Consider the following 19,006-nt stretch of genomic DNA (forward strand, 5'->3'; position numbering starts at 1 on the left):
CCTGATCTTTTCCGGACGGAGGCCCGGCACCGATATGGTGCCGGGCCTCCGTCATGCCGTCGTCAATCAAGAGCCGCCGAAACCACCGGTTCTGATGGACTCGGTGGCATGTTCGGCCTGCTCTTGCCCGAAGACCCCCCGCAGGAGGTGCTGACGGGCATCACCGATGTGGCTAACATCACGTCAACGCGGCGACGAGGCCGTGGCGTTATGGAGGTGCGCCGTGATGCACGCGCAAGGCCGACACAGCCCGGATCGGTGTGTGGTGGGCGTACGCACCGTATGGCGCACCGTCGGGGACGGCGAGTTCTTCTGCCCCGGCTGTGGCGGTGACCGCAACTACCGGCGCCGCACGGGCCACCGCCGCCTCGTCGCCTTCGGGGTGCCCCTGCTGCCGCGCGGCCCCGTCGGGCCGATCGTCGAGTGCGCGGCCTGCCACGCCCGGTTCGGCATGGACGTCCTCGACCACCCCACCACCACCCGCTTCTCCGCGATGCTCCGCGACGCCGTGCACACCGTGGCCCTCGCCGTCCTCGCCGCGGGCGGCACCGAGGCACGCACGGTCCGCAGGGCCGCCGTCGGCGCGGTGCGCGCGGCGGGCTTCGCCGACTGCAGTGAGGAACAGCTGATCACCCTGATCGAGGCACTCGCCGCGGACACGGGGCGGCTGCCCGGCATGTTCGCCGGCGGCGCGTTCCCGGCCGGCGCCGGGGGAGGACGGGGCGGCTTCGACCCGTGCGGCACGGCTCTGGCCATCGAGCTCCACGAGGCACTGGAACCACTGGCCCCGCACCTCGCCCCTGCCGGGCGCGAGGCGATCCTGCTCCAGGGCGCCCGTATCGCCCTGGCGGACGGCCCGTACCGGCCGGCTGAGCGGGAGGTTCTGGCGACGGTGGGGCGGGCGTTGCTGATCTGCCCGGAAGACACGGATCGCCTGCTGGCAGCGGCGCGGATGCCGACGTAGTTTGTTTCGTCCTCAAGCGCCGGACGGGCTGCAGTGCTTTTGTCCTCAAGCGCCGGACGGACTTTTTCAGCCCGTCCGGCGCTCGAGGACAACGGGGGCCGGGGGCCCGCCCACGGTTCGGGAAGGGGAGGGCAGGGGAGAAGTCCGCCGGAGGCGCCCCCGGCCCGAGCCGCCCCGCCCGTACGGGACAATGGATCCATGAGTCTCTTCCGCGACGACGGCATCGTGCTGCGCACGCAGAAGCTCGGCGAAGCGGATCGCATCATGCTGTGTTCTTCCGGGGGGCGACCCCCGTACCCCCGGCCGGGTGTCCGTGGGGGTGGGCGATGAGTCTCTTCCGCGACGACGGCATCGTGCTGCGCACGCAAAAGCTCGGCGAAGCGGATCGCATCATCACTCTGCTCACCCGCGGTCACGGTCGCGTACGCGCGGTAGCCCGTGGCGTGCGGCGGACCAAGTCGAAGTTCGGGGCGCGGCTGGAGCCGTTCTCGCATGTCGACGTGCAGTTCTTCGCGCGCGGCAGCGAGCTCGTCGGGCGCGGGCTGCCCTTGTGCACGCAGAGCGAGACCATCGCCGCGTACGGTGGCGGGATCGTCACCGACTACGCCCGCTACACCGCCGGCACCGCCATGCTGGAGACCGCCGAGCGGTTCACCGACCACGAGGGCGAGCCCGCCGTGCAGCAGTATCTGCTGCTGGTCGGGGGGCTGCGGACGCTCGCCGCGGGCGAGCACGCGCCGCACCTCATCCTGGACGCCTTCCTGCTGCGCTCCCTCGCCGTCAACGGCTACGCGCCCAGCTTCGAGGCGTGCGCGAAGTGCGGTATGCCCGGGCCGAACCGATTCTTCTCGGTCGCGGCCGGCGGGGTCGTCTGCGGGGAGTGCCGAGTGGCCGGAAGCGTCGTACCCTCCTCGGAGTCGATCGAACTCCTCGGCGCGTTGCTGACCGGGGACTGGGCGACGGCGGACGCGTGCGAGCCGCGCCATGTCCGGGAGGGCAGCGGCCTGGTGGCCGCGTATCTGCACTGGCACCTGGAGCGGGGGCTTCGCTCCCTGCGCTACGTGGAAAAGTAACTTGGTATCGAGGAGAAGTGGCACGCATGGCACGACGCGGGATTCTGGGCCGTTCCCGACGCGAGTACCTCACCCCTGAGCCACACCCGTCCGGGGCGCGGCCGCCGAAGATCCCGGGCGAGCTGGTCCCCAACCACGTGGCGATCGTCATGGACGGCAACGGCCGCTGGGCGAAGGAGCGCGGGCTGCCGCGCACCGAGGGGCACAAGGTCGGCGAGGGCGTCGTCATGGACGTGCTCAAGGGCTGCCTGGAGATGGGCGTCAAGAACCTCTCCCTGTACGCCTTCTCCACCGAGAACTGGAAGCGCTCGCCCGAAGAGGTGCGCTTCCTGATGAACTTCAACCGGGACGTCATCCGCCGCCGCCGCGACGAGATGGACGAACTGGGTATCCGGGTGCGGTGGACCGGCCGGATGCCGAAGCTGTGGAAGTCGGTGGTCGAGGAGCTCCAGGTCGCCCAGGAGCAGACCAAGAACAACGACGCCATGACCATGTACTTCTGCGTCAACTACGGCGGTCGCGCGGAGATCGCGGACGCGGCGGCGGCGATCGGCCGGGACATCGCGGCGGGCCGGCTGGACCCGTCGAAGGTGAACGAGAAGACGTTCGCCAAGTACCTCTACTACCCGGACATGCCGGATGTGGACCTCTTCGTACGGCCCTCCGGTGAGCAGCGCACGTCCAACTACCTGATCTGGCAGAGCGCTTACGCCGAGATGGTCTTCCAGGACGTCCTCTGGCCGGACTTCGACCGCCGTGATCTGTGGCGCGCCTGCCTGGAGTACGCGCAGCGCGACCGCCGCTTCGGCGGCGCGATCCCGAACGAGGACGAGCTCGCCAAGGACCCCGCGTCGAAGGCGTGAGCCCCTCGCCGGTGCGGACATGACACTGCTCCGGGCGTCGGCCGACGCCCGGAGCAGTATTCGTCAGCTTTTGCGTCAGCTTCGGGAGCGCGCGGCGGCGCAGTCCCCGCAGGTGCCGAAGATCTCGATGGTGTGGGCCACGTCGACGAAGCCGTGGTCGGCGGCGATGGAGTCCGCCCACTTCTCCACGGCCGGGCCCTCGACCTCGACGGCCTTGCCGCACACCCGGCAGACCAGGTGGTGGTGGTGCCCACTGGAGCAACGGCGGTAGACCGCCTCGCCCTCGCTCGTGCGCAGCACATCGACCTCGCCGGCGTCGGCGAGGGACTGCAGCGTGCGGTAGACGGTGGTCAGACCGACCGAGTCGCCGCGGTGCTTGAGCATGTCGTGGAGCTCTTGCGCGCTGCGGAACTCGTCCACCTCGTCGAGCGCCGCCGCGACAGCGGCCCGCTGCTTGGTGGACCGGCCGCGTACCGGGGGACCCGCGGTCGCCACAGTTGCCTCCTCAAGCTCGCCTGAACACGCATCCGTACGTAGTGCCCGGCCAATTGTGCCAGGCCCGGCGTCATCCCCCGTACGACTGCGCGTCCCCGGCCCCCTGCGGGCGGCCGCGGGCGGGCCCCGTCAGGCCTCCACCCGTACGTCGTCCGCGGGGGTGCCCGGCACGTCCAGTGTGCAGTGCTTCTCGGCGTCGGCAACGCGCCTGGCCCGTTTGCGGGCCAGTGGCGCGGCGAGCGCGGTCAGGACCAGGAAGACGCCGATCGCGAGCAGCACGATGGTCGCGCCCGAGGGCACGTCCACGTAGTACGAGGTGGCGGTCCCGGAGACGGTCACCAGGACGCCGATGGCGACGGCCAGCGCGAAGGTGGTCGCGAAGCTGCGGGCGATGGCCTGCGAGGCCGCCACCGGGATCACCATCAGGGCGCTCACCAGCAGCAGGCCGACCACACGCATCGCGACGGTGACGGTCAGCGCGGCGGTGACCGCGACCAGCAGGTTCAACAGCCGCACGGGCAGCCCGGTGACGCGGGCGAACTCCTCGTCCTGGCAGATGGCGAACAGCTGCTTGCGCAGCCCCACCGTGGTGAGGATCACGAAGGCGGCCAGCACGCAGATCGCGACGATGTCCTCCTGCGCGACGGTGGTGATCGAGCCGAAGAGGTAGCTGATGAGGTTGGCGTTGGAGCCGCCGGACAGGTGCATCAGCATGACGCCGCCGGCCATGCCGCCGTAGAAGAGCATGGCGAGCGCGATGTCGCCGCGCGCCTTGCCGGAGGAGCGGATCAGCTCCATGACCACGGCGCCGACCACGCACACGGCGGTGGCCACCCACACCGGGCTGGTGTTGAGCAGGAAGCCGAGGCCGACGCCGGTGAGGGCGACATGGCCGATGCCGTCGCCCATCAGCGCCTGGCGGCGCTGGACGAGGTAGATGCCGATGGCGGGGGCGGTGATGCCGACCAGCAGGGCGGCGAGCAGCGCCCGCTGCATGAAGGCGGGATTCAGGATGTCCATCAGGTGAGCAACCCCGTCCGGATCGGTTCGGCAGCCGGGTCGGCGTGCGGGTGGACATGGTCGTGGCCGGGCAGCGCGTGCTGGCCCACGGCTTCCGGCGGCGGGCCGTCGTGGACGACACAACCGTCGCGGAGCACGACGGCCCGGTCGATGAGCGGCTCCAGGGCGCCCAGCTCGTGCAGGACGAGCAGCACGGTGGCGCCCCGGGAGACCTGCTCGCGCAGGGCGCTCGCGAGGACCTCCTGGCTGGCCAGGTCGACGCCGGCCATCGGCTCGTCCATGATCAGCAGCTCGGGTTCGCCGGCCAGCGCGCGGGCGATGAGCACCCGCTGGTGCTGGCCGCCGGAGAGCGCGTTCACGGAGTCCTGGAGCCGGTCGGCCATGCCGACCAGCTCCAGGGCCCGGACCACGGCCTCCCGGTCGGCCTTGCGGGTCGGGCCCAGCTTCGTACGGGCCAGCCGCCCGGCGGCGACGACCTCGCGCACGGTCGCCGGGACCCCGCTGGCAGCGGTGGTGCGCTGCGGTACGTACCCGAGGCGAGCCCAGTCGCGGAAGCGGCGCTTGGGGGTGCCGAACAGCTCCAGTTCGCCGCCGGTGAGCGGCACCTGGCCGACGATGGCCCGGACGGCCGTGGACTTGCCGGAACCGTTGGCGCCGAGCAGCGCGACGACCTCGCCGCGCCGCACGGTGAGGTCCACGCCGCGCAGCACGGGACGGGAACCGAGCGAGGCCGTGGCCCCGCGCAGCGCTATGACGGGCTCCGCCCCTTCACGCCCTCGGCTTGCCTCCGGGCGCTTCGATCCGGTCATGTCGGCCTCCGCCGGGTTCGTCTGACTCACTTGGTGCCGAGTGCCTTCCGCAGGGCGGCGAGGTTGGACTCCATGACCTCGAAGTAGTCGTCGCCCTTGGACTTGTCCGTGATCCCCTCGAGCGGGTCGAGCACGTCCGTCTTCAGCCCCAGGTCCGAGGCCAGGGTCTTCGCCGTCTTCGGGTCGGCGAGGGTCTCGAAGAAGATCGTCGAGACGTGGTGCTTCTCGGCGACCTCGTGGAGGTCCTTCATGCGGGCCGCGCTGGGCTCGGACTCCGGGTCGAGGCCGTTCACGGCCTCCTCGGTGAGGCCGTAACGCTCGGCGAGGTAGCCGAAGGCGGCGTGCGTGGAGATGAAGGTGTCGGAGGCCCGGTTCTTCAGACCCGCCTCGAACTTCTTGTGCAGCCCGTCCAGCTTATGCGCCAGCGCGTCGGCGTTCTTCTCGAAGTCCGCCTTGTGGTCGGGGTCGGCCTCGGTGAGGGTCTTGGCGACCCCCTTGGCGACCTCGGCGTACTTCACCGGGTCGAGCCAGATGTGCGGGTCGCCGCCCTCGTGCCGGTGCTCGTGACTCTCGTGCCCGCCCTCGGACCCGTGGTCGTGGCCGTCGACCTCGTCGCCGTGCTCCTCCAGCTCGGTGAGGGAGGCGGCGTCGGCGACGTGCTTGGCGCTGGACTGCTTGATCGCCTTGTCGACGGCGGGCTGGAGGCCCTTGAGGTAGACGATCGCGCCCGCCTCGTCGAGGGAGGCGGTCTGCTTGGGGGTGAGCTCCAGATCGTGGGGCTCGGTGCCGGGCTTGGTCAGGGCGGAGACGCTGACGTGATCGCCGCCGATCTCCCTGGCCAGGAACTCCATGGGGTAGAACGACGCCACCACCTTGAGCTTGCCCTCCGAATTTTTTCCGTCCGTCTCCGAGGAGCAGGCGGTGAGGGAGAGCAGCCCGAGGGCGGCGATCGCGGCGATCGCGCCGGTGGTTATTCGGGCGGATCGGGCGGATCGGGGAGAGGTCGGGCGTACGTTCATGACACTCATTTTCAACAAAAGTGGAAACGATTGTCAACTAGAGGCTCGCTCGGGGGGCCGGGTGAAGCCCAGGCCAGTGCCGATTTGATTAGGGGGGTGGCGCCGCCGGTAACCTGAAGCATTCGCTGTTCGTCGTCGCAATGAAGAGAGCACCGTGGCCGCCGACAAGATCGACACCATCGTCAGCCTGAGCAAGCGCCGTGGCTTTGTCTATCCGTGCAGTGAGATCTACGGCGGCCAGCGTGCCGCCTGGGATTACGGACCCCTCGGCGTGGAGCTCAAGGAGAACATCAAGCGCCAGTGGTGGCGCTCCATGGTCACCTCGCGCGACGACGTCGTCGGCCTCGACTCGTCGGTGATCCTGGCCCGTGAGGTGTGGGAGGCGTCCGGTCACGTCGCCACCTTCTCGGACCCGCTGACCGAGTGCACCTCCTGCCACAAGCGCTACCGCGCGGACCACCTGGAGGAGGCGTACGAGGCCAAGCACAACAAGCTGCCCGCGAACGGCCTCGCCGACCTCAACTGCCCGAACTGTGGCAACAAGGGCGCCTTCACCGAGCCCAAGCAGTTCTCCGGCCTGCTGGCCACGCACCTCGGCCCGACCCAGGACACCGGTTCGGTCACCTACCTGCGCCCCGAGACCGCGCAGGGCATCTTCACCAACTTCAGCCAGGTGCAGCTGACCTCGCGCAAGAAGCCGCCGTTCGGCATCGCCCAGACCGGCAAGTCCTTCCGCAACGAGATCACGCCGGGCAACTTCATCTTCCGCACCCGCGAGTTCGAGCAGATGGAGATGGAGTTCTTCGTCAAGCCGGGTGAGGACGAGGAGTGGCACGAGTACTGGATGGCGCAGCGCTGGAACTGGTACACCGGCCTCGGCATGCGCGAGGAGAACATGCGGTGGTACGAGCACGCCGCTGAGAAGCTCTCCCACTACTCGAAGCGCACCGTCGACATCGAGTACCGCTTCAACTTCGGCGGTTCGGAGTTCTCGGAGCTGGAGGGTGTGGCCAACCGCACCGACTTCGACCTCAAGGCGCACTCGAAGGGCTCCGGCCAGGACCTGTCGTACTTCGACCAGGAGGCCGGCGAGCGCTACTTCCCGTACGTCATCGAGCCGGCGGCCGGTCTCAACCGCGCCATGCTCGCCTTCATGCTCGACGCGTACAACGAGGACGAGGCGCCCAACGCCAAGGGCGTCATGGAGAAGCGCACCGTCATGCGCCTCGACCCGCGCCTCGCCCCGGTGAAGGTCGCGGTCCTGCCGCTGTCCCGCAACCCGCAGCTGTCCCCCAAGGCCAAGGGCCTCGCGACGGACCTGCGGAAGAACTGGAACATCGAGTTCGACGATGCCGGCGCCATCGGCCGCCGCTACCGCCGTCAGGACGAGATCGGTACCCCGTTCTGTGTGACCGTCGACTTCGACACCCTCGACGACAACGCCGTGACCGTGCGCGAGCGCGACACGATGAAGCAGGAGCGGGTGTCGCTCGACCAGATCGAGGCCTACCTGGGCGCGCGGCTGCTCGGCTGCTGAACCCCTGCCTGACGACCGAAGGCCCCGGCCCCGCTACGGCGGGGGCGGGGCCTTCGGGCTGTGTCAGGCCTGCCAGTCAGCGGTGTCGAGCTCGCAGTCGAAGGGGGCGGGGATCCGCACCTTGTCGCCGAACTTCACCTGGGTGTGGGTCCCGTAGCCCCGGTCGGACGGGGACGAATAGACGGTGACGGTGGTCTCCAGCATGTCCACGAGCACGTAGACGGGCACACCGGCCCTGCCGTACACCTCGACCTTGTCCCGACGGTCGAAGTCCGCCGTCGACCGGGAGGTGAACTCACCGACCAGGGACAGGGCCTCGCCCGGCAGATGAATGCTGTCGACGTCCGTCAGAGCCTCGTCGGAGACGTGGATGTCCGGTCCGAAACTCCTGGCGAAGCCCGGGAAGGTGAAGAGGCACGGAGCGCTGTCGATCTCGTGGCCGTCCGGCACATGCGGGCGGAGCTGGCGCATGAAACCGCGCATCATGCGTAGACAGGCGCCCTTGGACCACGGTGACACGACCACTCTCCCCCTGATGATCTCCGCCTTGTAGCCATCGGGGAGACCGGCGTCGATCTTCTCGAGAACGCGGCACAGCTCCTCGTAGCCCTCATCGGACTCCGAGGTGCGGCTTATCGTCCGAGGTGGTGTCTCGACCATGGTTGCCATGATGCTCCTACGGGCGTCGGTAAGCGTCCTGACACACAGCGTAGTGGCGCCGGCTGACAACACGGCCCGGCTTCCCGACAGCCGCCGAGGCCCGACGGCCGGCGCCGCGGGCGATCAGGTCCGCAACCCCCGCAGCACCAGCTCGCACACCGCGTCGAAGGCCGCGTCGATGCCCGGGCGGGACCAGTCGGCCGCGTAGGCCGGGTCGTGGAAGCGGTTGGTCGCGTCCCAGACCGCGCGGGCGGCCGTCGTCGGGTCGACGGGGCGGAACTCGCCCTGGCTTATGCCGTTTTCGACGATTCCCGCGAGCTGTTCGATCATCGTCTCGATGTGCCGGTCGACGACGCCGCTGTTCTCGCCGACGAGCACCATGTACGTCGCGAACAGCTCGGGGTCGCTGCCCGACTTGCGGCGCTTGGCGGCGAAGAGGGCGGTGAGCCACTCGCGCAGCCGGGGCCCCGCCGGGCCGGCCGCTTCGGCGACGGCGGACAGCTCCGCGTGCGACTGGTCGAGCCAGCGCTCGGTGACGGCCTCCCGCAGTGCGGCCTTGCTGCCGAAGTGGCGGTAGACGCTGCCGTGGCTGACGCCCAGCGCCCGGGCCACGTCGACCACGGTGGCCTTGGCCGGGCCGAAGCGGCGCAGCACGTCCTCGGTGGCCTCGAGGATGCGGTCGGGGGTCAGGGTCTCGGGCGGCATCGCGGGCAGTGCCTTTCGGTCGGGGCGGGGCGGCGGGACGCCCCCTGGTAGAGGACCGTACCCGGCGGTGCCTCGGAGGGCCGAGGAGGCCGGACTGCGTCGGTACGGCAAGCCACCAGGCTCCGCCGCGGTGGTTTCCGGTCGTCGCGGCGGAAGCGTGCGCCGCCGGGACGGCCGAAACCACCGGTCCGCTTGGCGGTGCCCGGCCGCCGCTGCCGACCGGGCTTGCCCGGGCAGGGGGTGTCGCCATCACGTGCCGATCCGGGGCGGCCTTCTCCCCGGGACCGGCCCGGAGGGCTCACCGCTCGCTGTCGAGGTGTGCCATCTGGTCCGTCGGGTAGCGGTCGCCCGCTGCGGCCCCCGCCGGGACGGCTCGCTCGATGGCGGCGAGGTCGTCGGCATCGAGGGTGACGTCCAGCGCGCCGAGGGCCTCGGTGAGGCGGTCGCGGCGGCGGGCGCCGACCAGGGGGACGATGTCCTCGCCCTGGGCGAGGACCCAGGCGATCGCCGTCTGCGCGACACTCGCGCCCTTCGACTCGGCGATCTTGCGAAGCGCCTCGACCAGGTCGAGGTTGTGCCGGAGGTTCTCGCCCTGGAAGCGCGGGCTCATGCCGCGGAAGTCGTTCGCGGCGAGCTGCCGGTCGGGCGTGAAGTGGCCGCTGATCAGGCCGCGCGAGAGCACGCCGTACGCGGTGACGCCGATGCCCAGCTCGCGGACGGTCGGCAGGATGCTCTCCTCGATGCCGCGCGAGATCAGCGAGTACTCGATCTGGAGATCGGCGATGGGGGCGACGGCGGCGGCCCGGCGGATCGTCTCGGCGTTGACCTCGGAGAGGCCGATGTGCCGGACGTGCCCGGCCTCGACCAGCTCGGCGATGGCGCCGACGGTCTCCTCGATCGGCACCTTCGGGTCGAGACGGGCGAGGCGGTAGACGTCGATGTGCCCGGTGCCCAGGCGCTGGAGGGAGTACGCGGCGAAGTTCTTGACCGCGTCGGGGCTGCCGTCGACGCCGGTGAAGCCGCCTTCGACCGTGCGCAGGGCGCCGAACTTGACGCTGGTCAGGGCCTTCTCGCGGGCCCCGGCGGGCGCGGTGCGCAGGGCTTCGTTGATGAGCAGTTCGTTGTGGCCCATGCCGTAGAAGTCGCCGGTGTCGATCAGGGTGACGCCGGCGTCCAGGGCGGCGTGGATCGTGGCGATCGACTCGGTGCGGTCGGCGTCGCCGTACAGGGCGGACATGCCCATCGCGCCGAGGCCGAGAGCGGATACCTGGGGGCCGGTGGTGCCGAGAGTGCGGTGCAGCACGGGGGACTCCTTCGGAGCGGTGAGGGGACGTCGGAGAGGGGGACCGACACCAGAAGAGTGGCACATGGAATGACAGATTTCAATATCTGTCATTCCATGTGCCATCGGAAGGTCCTCTGGGGGTGCCCCGAGCTCTCTCCGGCGACGCCGCTCACCCCACCGTGCGCGGCAGCCGCAGGCTCAGCAGCAGCGTCGCGGCCACCGCCGCCAACTGCGCCCCGAGCGTGATCGTCAGCGCGTCGCGCATCCCGACCGAGGGGGCCAGGGAGAGGAAGAGCGTGCCGAGCGTGGCCACGCCGAGCGCCATGAACGACTGCTGCGTGGTGATCATGACGCCGCCCCCGACGCCCGCCTGCGCCGCCGGCACCTCGCTCAGCACGGTCCGCAGCGTCAGCGGCAGCAGCACGCCCTGGCCGAGCCCCAGCACGGCGAGCCCCGGGGCCAGCCCCAGCGCGCCCAGTCCGTCCCAGCCCCAGTGGAAGGTCGCCACCAAGGCGATCAGCCCGGTCGCCTGGATCAGCGTCCCGGCCGTCACCGCCCGCCGCCCGTAGCGCGCACCCAGCCGGGGCCCGACCATCGAGCCGATCAGGAACGTCAGGCACAGCGGCACCAGCGCCACCCCCGCCGCGAGCGGCCCCAGCCGCAGCCCCTCCTGCAACGCCACCGCGACCACGAACATGAAGCCGCCCCAGCCGGTGGAGAACGGCACGAGGAGCGCCAGCCCGCTGCGCACCGAGTGGATCCGCAGCAGCGACGGCGGCACCAACGGCGTCCGCCCGGCCCGCTCCTCACGCCGCTCCACCACCACGAACGCCACGGCCGCGAAGGGGAACACCGCCAGCAGCACCCACGACCACACCGGCCACCCCGCCGAGCGGCCCTCCGTCAGCGGCAGCAGCAGGGACACCAGCGTCAGCGACAGCAGCGCCGTGCCGCGCCCGTCCACCCCCGTCGGGTGCTCCGAGCGGGTCTCGGGCACCGTGCGGGCCGTCAGCAGCAGCGCGAGCGCCGCGACCGGGGCGTTGACCAGGAAGATCGAGCGCCAGCCGGTGCCGAAGAGGTCGACGGAGACCAGCACTCCGCCCAGCACCTGGCCGACCGCGCTCGCGACCCCGGCCGTGCCGCTGTACATGCTGAGCGCCTTCGTGCGGCGGGCGCCGTGGGTGGTGGCCTGGATGGTCGCCAGCACCTGCGGCATCATCAGCGCGGACGCCGCGCCCTGCGCGACCCGCGCCGCGACCAGCGTCCAGGCGTCGGGCGCGAGCCCACACGCCACCGACGTCACACCGAAGGCAGCCGTGCCCCACAGGAACAGCCGCCGTCGGCCCACCATGTCGCCCAGCCGTCCGCCGAGCACCAGCAGCACCGCGTACGCGACGCCGTAGCCGCCGACCACCATCTCCAGCATGGCGGGGCCCGCGTGCAGATCGTGGTCGATGGTGGGCAGCGCGACGTTGACGATGAAGAAGTCCACCATCGGCAGCGCCGCGCCCATCAGCACGGTGAACAGCGCGAGCGGGCTCAGCGCGGCTCTGGTGGCGGGGACCGCGGGGGTCGTGGGGGCTATAGGGGCGGACAGGACGGGGTTCGCTATCGGGATTCGACTCACGGATACGACGATGACGGCTCACCAAGCCGGGTACCAGAGTGCCTTTATCCTGGTACAAGCAGTACCTGGCAACCGGCTGGGGCGTCCCGCACTCTTGGAGAATGACCACGATGGTGCAGGAGACGCCGGCAGTCACGGCAGCGATGCCGGCCACGACGGCCCCGACAGGTACGAAGGGCATGTCAGGCACGGCAGCCGTGTCAGCCCCGGTGGCCCCAGCGGTCACGGCAGCCCCGACCGCCCCAGCAGTCACGGCGGCTCCGGGGGCCACGTCAGCCATGACCGCCTCCGACGTCCGCCGCGGCGAACTCGCCGCCTTTCTGCGCAGCCGCCGTGAGCGCATCTCCCCGGAACAGGTCGGCCTCCCGCGCGGCCCTCGCCGACGCACCCCCGGCCTGCGCCGCGAGGAGGTGGCGCAGCTCGCCGCCGTCGGCGTCACCTGGTACACGTGGCTGGAGCAGGCCAGGGCCATCCAGGTGTCCGCGCAGGTCCTCGACTCCATCGCCCGCGCCCTGCTCTTCGACCCCGGTGAGCGCGCCCACCTCTTCGCCCTGGCGGGCACCGCCGATCCGTTGCCCGACACCGCGTGCGCGGGCGTCTCGCCGGCGCTCCGGCTGATCCTGGAGCGGCTGGACCCGTTCCCCGCCTGTGTGCAGAACGCGCGGTACGACATCCTCGCCTACAACCGCACCTACGCGACGCTGATGTGCGACCTCGACGCCCTGCCGCAGGAGGAGCGCAACTGCCTGTGGCTCACCTTCACCAACCCCGACTGGGCCGCGAGCGTCGTCGACCGGGAGGAGCAGATGCGGGCCATGGCCGGCAAGTTCCGGGCCGCCATGGCCGAGCACATCGCCGAACCCGCCTGGAAGTGCCTGCTCAAGAGGCTGCTCGACGCCTCGCCCGAGTTCCGGGAGATTTGGGCGCGACACGAGGTCGTCCAGCCCGTCGCCCACCGGACGAAGGCCTACCAGCAGGCGCGCGTGGGCCTGCTGCGCCTGGACCACAACGGTCTGTGGACCGGCCCCCACCCCGGCGCCCGCGTGGTGACCTTCACCCCCGCCGACGAGGAGACCCACGAGCGCCTGCGGCGACTGCACGCCCTGGCACTCGCCGAGGACTGAACCGAATGGGGGACAATGGACGGTCGACCCCCTCCGCACGAGCCCGAGGAAACCCGCTTTCATGACGCAGCTCCAGATCGGCCCGCACTCGGTGCAGCCGCCGGTGGTCCTGGCCCCGATGGCCGGCATCACCAACGCGCCCTTCCGCACGCTGTGCCGTGAGTTCTCCGGCGGCAAGGGGCTCTTCGTCAGCGAGATGATCACCACCCGGGCGCTCGTCGAGCGGGACGCCAAGACCATGCGGCTGATCCACTTCGACGGCACCGAGAAGCCGCGCTCGATCCAGCTCTACGGGGTCGACCCGGTCACCGTCGGCCGGGCCGTCCGCATGATCGTGGACGAGGACCTCGCCGACCACATCGACCTGAACTTCGGCTGCCCCGTCCCCAAGGTCACCCGCAAGGGCGGCGGCTCCGCGCTGCCGTTCAAGCGGAACCTGCTGCGCGCGATCCTGCGCGAGGCCGTCGGCAACGCGGGCGCGCTGCCCGTGACCATGAAGATGCGCAAGGGCATCGACGACGACCACATCACCTATCTCGACGCCGGCAGGATCGCCGTCGAGGAGGGCGTCACCGCCATCGCCCTGCACGGCCGCACGGCCGCCCAGCACTACGGCGGCACCGCCGACTGGGACGCCATCGCGCGGCTCAAGGAGACCGTCCCCGAGATCCCGGTGCTCGGAAACGGCGACATCTGGTCGGCTGACGACGCCGTGCGCATGATGCGCGAGACCGGCTGCGACGGCGTCGTGGTCGGGCGCGGCTGCCTCGGCCGCCCCTGGCTCTTCGGCGACCTGGTCAACGCCTTCGAGGACGGTGGGGCCGCCCCTGCCGCGCCCACCCTCAAGGAGGTCGCCCGGGTCATGCTGCGCCACGCGGAGCTGCTGGGCGAGTGGCTGGAGAGCGAGGAGCGCGGTGTCATCGACTTCCGCAAGCACGTCGCCTGGTACACCAAGGGCTTCTCGATCGGCTCGGACATGCGCCGGAAGCTCGCTATCACCTCATCTCTGGGCGAAATGGACGCTCTTCTGAGCGAGCTCGACCTGGACCAGCCGTGGCCGGTCGGCGCCGACGGTCCGCGCGGGCGGACCTCGGGGCGGAACCGGGTCGTCCTCCCGGACGGCTGGCTCAACGATCCCTACGACTGCGCGGCCGTGGGCGCCGACGCCGAACTCGACACGTCCGGCGGCTGAGGGCAGCGTGATTCTCGCCACCACTGATCGGGTGTCCGCTCAGATGAGCGGTTGAGGCGAGGGTCAATCTTCTGAGGGGTGGCACTGCGTGCCACCCCTCTTGCGTTCACTTTCCGACGGCGAATGGTCTGTTTTCTCGACACCCTGTGATGGCACAGATGATTTCCGTGAGGTTGAGTTCAAGCTTTGAAGTTGGCCCCCTTCGCCCTGCGTCAGGTGGATCACTTTCGATCTGTTGGCGGACGGGTGGTTACAGCCGTATGACGGCGGAGTGGACCTGCCCAGAAGCCTTCGATCTGGGTACGCTCCCCGCCGTCAGCACGTTTGAGCAGGCCCTCCCCCAACTGTGTACGGGGGGACCCCAGTGAGGAGTCGAGTCCCGTGCCGGAAACCACAGATCGCCAGAAGTTCGTCTACGACTTCACCGAGGGCAACAAGGACCTCAAGGACCTGCTCGGCGGGAAGGGCGCCAACCTCGCCGAGATGACCAACCTCGGTCTGCCGGTCCCCCCCGGCTTCACCATCACCACCGAGGCGTGCAAGGTCTACCTCGCCAGCGGCGCCGAGCCGCCGGAGATGCGGGACGAGGTATCCGCCCACCTCGACGCCCTCGAGGCGGGGATGGGCAAGAAGCTCGGCCAGGCCGACGACCCGCTGCTGGTCTCCGTCCGCTCCGGCGCGAAGTTCTCCATGCCCGGCATGATGGACACCGTCCTGAACATCGGCCTCTCCGACGCCTCCGTCGCCGGTCTCGCGGCCCAGGCGGGCAACGAGCGGTTCGCGTGGGACTCCTACCGCCGCCTCATCCAGATGTTCGGCAAGACCGTCCTCGGCGTCGACGGCGAGCTGTTCGAGGAGGCGCTGGAGGAGACCAAGCGCGCCAAGGGCGTCACGACCGACGTCGACCTCGACGCGGCGGACCTCCAGCGGCTGGTGGAGGAGTTCAAGGGCATCGTCTCCAAGGAGACCGGCCGGGACTTCCCGCAGGAGCCGCGCGAGCAGATGGACCTCGCCATAAGGGCCGTCTTCGAGTCGTGGAACACCGACCGCGCCAAGCTCTACCGCCGCCAGGAGCGCATCCCCGGCGACCTCGGCACGGCCGTCAACGTCTGCTCGATGGTCTTCGGCAACCTCGGCCCGGACTCCGGCACCGGCGTCGCCTTCACCCGCGACCCCGCCAGCGGCCACGCCGGCGTCTACGGCGACTACCTCCAGAACGCGCAGGGCGAGGACGTCGTCGCGGGCATCCGCAACACCGTGCCGCTCGCCGACCTGGAGCAGCTCGACAAGGCCTCGTACGACCAGCTGATGCAGATCATGCAGACGCTGGAGACGCACTACAAGGACCTGTGCGACATCGAGTTCACCATCGAGCGCGGCAAGCTGTGGATGCTCCAGACCCGCGTCGGCAAGCGCACCGCGGGCGCGGCCTTCCGCATCGCGACGCAGCTGGTGGACCAGGGCCTGATCGACGAGGCCGAGGCGCTCCAGCGCGTCTCCGGCGCGCAGCTCGCCCAGCTGATGTTCCCCCGCTTCGACGAGAAGGCCGCCACTGAGCTGCTGGGCCGGGGCATCGCCGCCTCGCCGGGCGCCGCGGTCGGCAAGGCCGTCTTCGACTCCTACACCGCGGTGAAGTGGTCGCGCTCCGGCGAGAAGGTCATCCTGATCCGCCGCGAGACCAACCCCGACGACCTCAACGGCATGATCGCCGCCGAGGGCATCCTGACCTCGCGCGGCGGCAAGACCTCGCACGCGGCCGTCGTCGCCCGCGGCATGGGCAAGACCTGTGTCTGCGGCGCCGAGGAGCTGGAGGTCGACACCAAGCGCCGCCGCATGACCGCCCCCGGTGGCGTGGTCATCGAGGAGGGCGACGTCGTCTCCATCGACGGTTCCTCCGGCAAGGTCTACCTGGGCGAGGTCCCGGTCGTGCCGTCCCCGGTGGTCGAGTACTTCGAGGGCCGCATGCACGCGGGCGCCGACGACGCCGACGAGCTGGTCCAGGCCGTGCACCGGATGATGGCCTACGCCGACCGGACGCGCCGCCTGCGGGTGCGCGCCAACGCGGACAACGCCGAGGACGCCGCCCGCGCCCGCCGCTTCGGCGCCCAGGGCATCGGCCTGTGCCGCACCGAGCACATGTTCCTCGGTGAGCGCCGCGAGATGGTCGAGCGGCTCATCCTGGCCGACACCGACGCCGACCGGGACGCCGCCCTCGACGCGCTGCTGCCGCTGCAGAAGGCCGACTTCGTCGAGCTGTTCGAGGCCATGGACGGCCTGCCGGTGACCGTGCGGCTGCTGGACCCGCCGCTGCACGAGTTCCTGCCGGACATCACCGAGCTGTCGGTGCGCGTCGCGCTCGCCGAGGCCCGCCAGGACGCCAACGAGAACGACCTGCGCCTGCTCCAGGCCGTGCACAAGCTGCACGAGCAGAACCCCATGCTGGGTCTGCGCGGTGTCCGCCTCGGCCTGGTCATCCCCGGTCTGTTCGCCATGCAGGTACGGGCGATCGCCGAGGCCGCGGCCCAGCGCATGAACGCCAAGGGCGACCCGCGCGCGGAGATCATGATCCCGCTGGTGGGCACCGTCCAGGAGCTGGAGATCGTCCGCGAGGAAGCAGACCAGGTCATCGCCGAGGTCGAGGCCGCCACCGGCACGAACCTCAAGCTGACCATCGGCACGATGATCGAGCTGCCGCGCGCCGCGCTGACGGCCGGCCAGATCGCCGAGGCCGCCGAGTTCTTCTCCTTCGGCACGAACGACCTCACCCAGACCGTGTGGGGCTTCTCGCGCGACGACGTCGAGGCCAGCTTCTTCACCGCGTACCTGGAGAAGGGCATCTTCGGGGTCAGCCCGTTCGAGACCATCGACCGCGACGGCGTGGGCTCGCTCGTCCGCGAGGCGGTGAAGGCCGGCCGGGCCACCCGGCCCGACCTCAAGCTCGGCGTCTGCGGCGAGCACGGCGGCGACCCGGAGTCGGTGCACTTCTTCCACGAGGTGGGCCTGGACTACGTTTCCTGCTCCCCGTTCCGCATCCCGGTGGCCCGCCTGGAGGCGGGCCGGGCCGCGGCGATCGGCGGGGGCAGCGACAGCCGCTGACGCGGCTGCGTGTCATCGAACGCCGGGCGGGCTGGAAATCCAGCCCGCCCGGCGTTCGATGACGCCGCGCGCAGCGCGGTCAGGGGGCCTGGGGCGAAGCCCCCCGGCAGCCGCGTGACCGGCAGGTGACAGGTGGGTTTCACCCGGCGCCAGGACAGGGCGAAGGGGCGGCGCCCGTGCGGGAGCGCCGCCCCTCTTTACTCCCCCACCGGGAGTTGTTGCCGCCCGCATCGGCTCGGGCGGCAACTCGCATACTCAGCGGCCGCTTTTTCGCTCGCCACCCCCCACGGGAACGAGCGGGTGCGGCCCTGAGTGCGTGAATAGCATTTCGCTTCTGCGATGTTCGCCGCGACTCCTTTCAACTGTGGCCAAAAGGGCGTGGTAACACCTCGTATCGGTGTGCATACTCAGTGAGCGGGGGGTGGTTGCGGATGTCTCATGTGGGGGTTTGGTGCTGCGTGTCCATTTCACTGGACTCGATCTGGCCCGGTTGCGCCTGGCCGGAGACCCGGACGCACTCTGGGAAACCGTATTGAGCTTGCACCGACTTCGGGACAAACAAGGCGAGTCGATCTTCGGGGATTGGCGCTCGGAAACCCGCACTCGGTTGAATGGTGAAACTCGGCTTCTCGCGCCGCTGGTACCCTCGCGCGGATATTTCCCCGACTTCCTGACCCCGCCCGAAGGCGTACTCGGGCTCGAGTCGGGGATGCAGGCGCTGCGGGCCACGCCCGCCGACCGGGTCCACCAGGAGCTGGGCCGGCTGGCCGGCGCGCGGACGCTGCCCGCTTGGATACGATCGCTCGCCGAGGGCGACGCCCGGGCGTTCGGCAAGCTGATCGGCGCGCTGCATGCCTATCACCAGGCGGCCATAGAGCCGTACTGGCCGCACATCCAGGCGCAGATCGAGGCCGACCGCGCGGTGCGCGGCCGGGCGCTGCTGGACGGCGGAGCCGACGCGCTGCTGTCCTCGTTGCCGCCGATGATGCGCTGGCGGGGGCCGGTGCTGGAGTGCGACTACCCCGTGGACCGGGATCTGCATCTGAACGGGCGGGGGTTACTCCTCCTGCCGTCGTTCTTCTGCCGACGCACCCCGGTGGCCTTTCAGAACCCCGAGCTCACCCCGGTGCTCGTCTACCCCGCCCGGCACATGTCGGAGTCCGCGCCCGCCGTCCCGCACGCCCCGCGCTCGCTGGGCAAGCTGGTCGGCCACACCCGCTCGGCGGTCCTCGGCTCGATAGGGGGCGGCTGCACGACGAGTGAACTGGCCCGGCGGGTCGGCGTGTCGGCGGCCTCGGCCAGCCAGCACGCCGGTGTGCTGCGCGAGGCCGGGCTGGTGCTCACCCTGCGCAACGGCAGCGCGGTGATGCACACGCTGACGCCACTGGGCGCGGCCCTGCTGCGCGGCGGCCACCGCGGCACCCAGCTGTGCCCCAGGGACCGGTCGACGAGGGTCCAGTCGTCGATCTCCGAGCGCTCGACCCCGGCCACGATGCTGCAGTCTCCCGGGGGATGACCCCCGGACCCCCAGCCGGGC

General features: G+C 70.6%; 16 protein-coding genes and 1 pseudogene. 9 read left to right on the plus strand and 8 right to left on the minus strand.

Annotated elements, in window-relative coordinates:
• The first annotated feature begins 226 nt into the window (after positions 1-226).
• The 4 genes and pseudogenes from ACZ53N_RS09960 to ACZ53N_RS09975 all read left to right on the plus strand — a co-directional run bounded on the left by ACZ53N_RS09960 (position 227) and on the right by ACZ53N_RS09975 (position 2,900).
• Complete coding sequence (locus tag ACZ53N_RS09960; RefSeq protein ID WP_469140528.1) at positions 227-964, plus strand: TerB family tellurite resistance protein; 738 nt, start codon at positions 227-229, stop codon at positions 962-964.
• A 198-nt stretch (positions 965-1,162) separates the two neighbouring features.
• Positions 1,163-1,279, plus strand: a pseudogene (locus ACZ53N_RS09965) (DNA repair protein RecO); the annotation flags it as partial.
• Positions 1,280-1,290: 11 nt separating this feature from the next.
• Positions 1,291-2,037, plus strand: coding sequence for a DNA repair protein RecO (gene recO / locus ACZ53N_RS09970; RefSeq protein WP_469140418.1), 747 nt, complete (start codon positions 1,291-1,293; stop codon positions 2,035-2,037).
• 26 nt (positions 2,038-2,063) lie between these two features.
• Positions 2,064-2,900 carry an isoprenyl transferase gene (locus ACZ53N_RS09975; protein ID WP_365370703.1) on the plus strand — a complete coding sequence of 279 codons (837 nt, stop codon included), beginning with the start codon at positions 2,064-2,066 and terminating at the stop codon, positions 2,898-2,900.
• 75 nt (positions 2,901-2,975) lie between these two features.
• Here the strand turns inward: ACZ53N_RS09975 and ACZ53N_RS09980 are convergent, their stop codons facing one another.
• The 4 genes from ACZ53N_RS09980 to ACZ53N_RS09995 all read right to left on the minus strand — a co-directional run bounded on the left by ACZ53N_RS09980 (position 2,976) and on the right by ACZ53N_RS09995 (position 6,243).
• On the minus strand, positions 2,976-3,395 hold the full coding sequence (locus ACZ53N_RS09980) for a Fur family transcriptional regulator (RefSeq protein ID WP_130877668.1): 420 nt from the start codon (positions 3,393-3,395) through the stop codon (positions 2,976-2,978).
• Positions 3,396-3,524: 129 nt separating this feature from the next.
• Positions 3,525-4,415, minus strand: a complete 891-nt coding sequence (locus ACZ53N_RS09985; RefSeq protein ID WP_469140419.1) for a metal ABC transporter permease — start codon at positions 4,413-4,415, stop codon at positions 3,525-3,527.
• Positions 4,415-5,224 (minus strand): metal ABC transporter ATP-binding protein, encoded by an 810-nt coding sequence (locus tag ACZ53N_RS09990; RefSeq protein ID WP_469140420.1) that lies wholly within the window; start codon positions 5,222-5,224, stop codon positions 4,415-4,417. Before ACZ53N_RS09990 ends, ACZ53N_RS09985 begins: the two co-directional genes overlap by 1 nt.
• A gap of 26 nt (positions 5,225-5,250) precedes the next feature.
• Entirely contained in the window at positions 5,251-6,243 is a 993-nt protein-coding gene (locus tag ACZ53N_RS09995) for a metal ABC transporter substrate-binding protein (RefSeq protein ID WP_469140421.1), read from the minus strand.
• 154 nt (positions 6,244-6,397) lie between these two features.
• Here ACZ53N_RS09995 and ACZ53N_RS10000 point away from each other — a divergent pair, with 154 nt between their 5' ends.
• Positions 6,398-7,780 (plus strand): glycine--tRNA ligase, encoded by a 1,383-nt coding sequence (locus tag ACZ53N_RS10000; protein ID WP_130877664.1) that lies wholly within the window; start codon positions 6,398-6,400, stop codon positions 7,778-7,780.
• 63 nt (positions 7,781-7,843) lie between these two features.
• On the opposite strand, the gene ACZ53N_RS10005 is transcribed toward ACZ53N_RS10000, so the two are convergent.
• From ACZ53N_RS10005 to ACZ53N_RS10020, 4 genes are all read right to left on the minus strand, one after another.
• Positions 7,844-8,449: a Uma2 family endonuclease gene (locus tag ACZ53N_RS10005; RefSeq protein WP_469140422.1), complete on the minus strand. Its 606-nt coding sequence runs from the start codon at positions 8,447-8,449 to the stop codon at positions 7,844-7,846.
• A 114-nt stretch (positions 8,450-8,563) separates the two neighbouring features.
• On the minus strand, positions 8,564-9,145 hold the full coding sequence (locus ACZ53N_RS10010; RefSeq protein ID WP_469140423.1) for a TetR/AcrR family transcriptional regulator: 582 nt from the start codon (positions 9,143-9,145) through the stop codon (positions 8,564-8,566).
• Between the two features lie 298 nt (positions 9,146-9,443).
• Positions 9,444-10,448, minus strand: coding sequence for an aldo/keto reductase (locus ACZ53N_RS10015; protein WP_469140424.1), 1,005 nt, complete (start codon positions 10,446-10,448; stop codon positions 9,444-9,446).
• Between the two features lie 151 nt (positions 10,449-10,599).
• Positions 10,600-12,057: an MFS transporter gene (locus ACZ53N_RS10020; protein ID WP_469140425.1), complete on the minus strand. Its 1,458-nt coding sequence runs from the start codon at positions 12,055-12,057 to the stop codon at positions 10,600-10,602.
• Positions 12,058-12,335: 278 nt separating this feature from the next.
• Here ACZ53N_RS10020 and ACZ53N_RS10025 point away from each other — a divergent pair, with 278 nt between their 5' ends.
• From ACZ53N_RS10025 to ACZ53N_RS10040, 4 genes are all read left to right on the plus strand, one after another.
• Positions 12,336-13,181, plus strand: coding sequence for a helix-turn-helix transcriptional regulator (locus tag ACZ53N_RS10025; protein WP_469140426.1), 846 nt, complete (start codon positions 12,336-12,338; stop codon positions 13,179-13,181).
• Between the two features lie 61 nt (positions 13,182-13,242).
• On the plus strand, positions 13,243-14,373 hold the full coding sequence (gene dusB / locus ACZ53N_RS10030; protein ID WP_469140427.1) for a tRNA dihydrouridine synthase DusB: 1,131 nt from the start codon (positions 13,243-13,245) through the stop codon (positions 14,371-14,373).
• 381 nt (positions 14,374-14,754) lie between these two features.
• Positions 14,755-17,469 carry a pyruvate, phosphate dikinase gene (gene ppdK, locus ACZ53N_RS10035; RefSeq protein ID WP_469140428.1) on the plus strand — a complete coding sequence of 905 codons (2,715 nt, stop codon included), beginning with the start codon at positions 14,755-14,757 and terminating at the stop codon, positions 17,467-17,469.
• Positions 17,470-17,920: 451 nt separating this feature from the next.
• On the plus strand, positions 17,921-18,985 hold the full coding sequence (locus ACZ53N_RS10040) for an ArsR/SmtB family transcription factor (RefSeq protein ID WP_469140429.1): 1,065 nt from the start codon (positions 17,921-17,923) through the stop codon (positions 18,983-18,985).
• Positions 18,986-19,006 lie beyond the last annotated feature (21 nt).

It is taken from the genome of Streptomyces sp. NPDC033229 (assembly GCF_055576875.1).

Bases quoted from the DNA above. Each gene is read 5' to 3' on its own strand.
- ACZ53N_RS09960 (WP_469140528.1), top strand. From the start codon at position 227: ATGCACGCGCAAGGCCGACACAGCCCGGATCGGTGTGTGGTGGGCGTA.
- recO (WP_469140418.1), top strand. From the start codon at position 1,291: ATGAGTCTCTTCCGCGACGACGGCATCGTGCTGCGCACGCAAAAGCTC.
- ACZ53N_RS09975 (WP_365370703.1), top strand. From the start codon at position 2,064: ATGGCACGACGCGGGATTCTGGGCCGTTCCCGACGCGAGTACCTCACC.
- ACZ53N_RS09985 (WP_469140419.1), bottom strand. From the start codon at position 4,415: ATGGACATCCTGAATCCCGCCTTCATGCAGCGGGCGCTGCTCGCCGCC.
- ACZ53N_RS09990 (WP_469140420.1), bottom strand. From the start codon at position 5,224: ATGACCGGATCGAAGCGCCCGGAGGCAAGCCGAGGGCGTGAAGGGGCG.
- ACZ53N_RS09995 (WP_469140421.1), bottom strand. From the start codon at position 6,243: ATGAACGTACGCCCGACCTCTCCCCGATCCGCCCGATCCGCCCGAATA.
- ACZ53N_RS10005 (WP_469140422.1), bottom strand. From the start codon at position 8,449: ATGGCAACCATGGTCGAGACACCACCTCGGACGATAAGCCGCACCTCG.
- ACZ53N_RS10010 (WP_469140423.1), bottom strand. From the start codon at position 9,145: ATGCCGCCCGAGACCCTGACCCCCGACCGCATCCTCGAGGCCACCGAG.
- ACZ53N_RS10025 (WP_469140426.1), top strand. From the start codon at position 12,336: ATGACCGCCTCCGACGTCCGCCGCGGCGAACTCGCCGCCTTTCTGCGC.
- dusB (WP_469140427.1), top strand. From the start codon at position 13,243: ATGACGCAGCTCCAGATCGGCCCGCACTCGGTGCAGCCGCCGGTGGTC.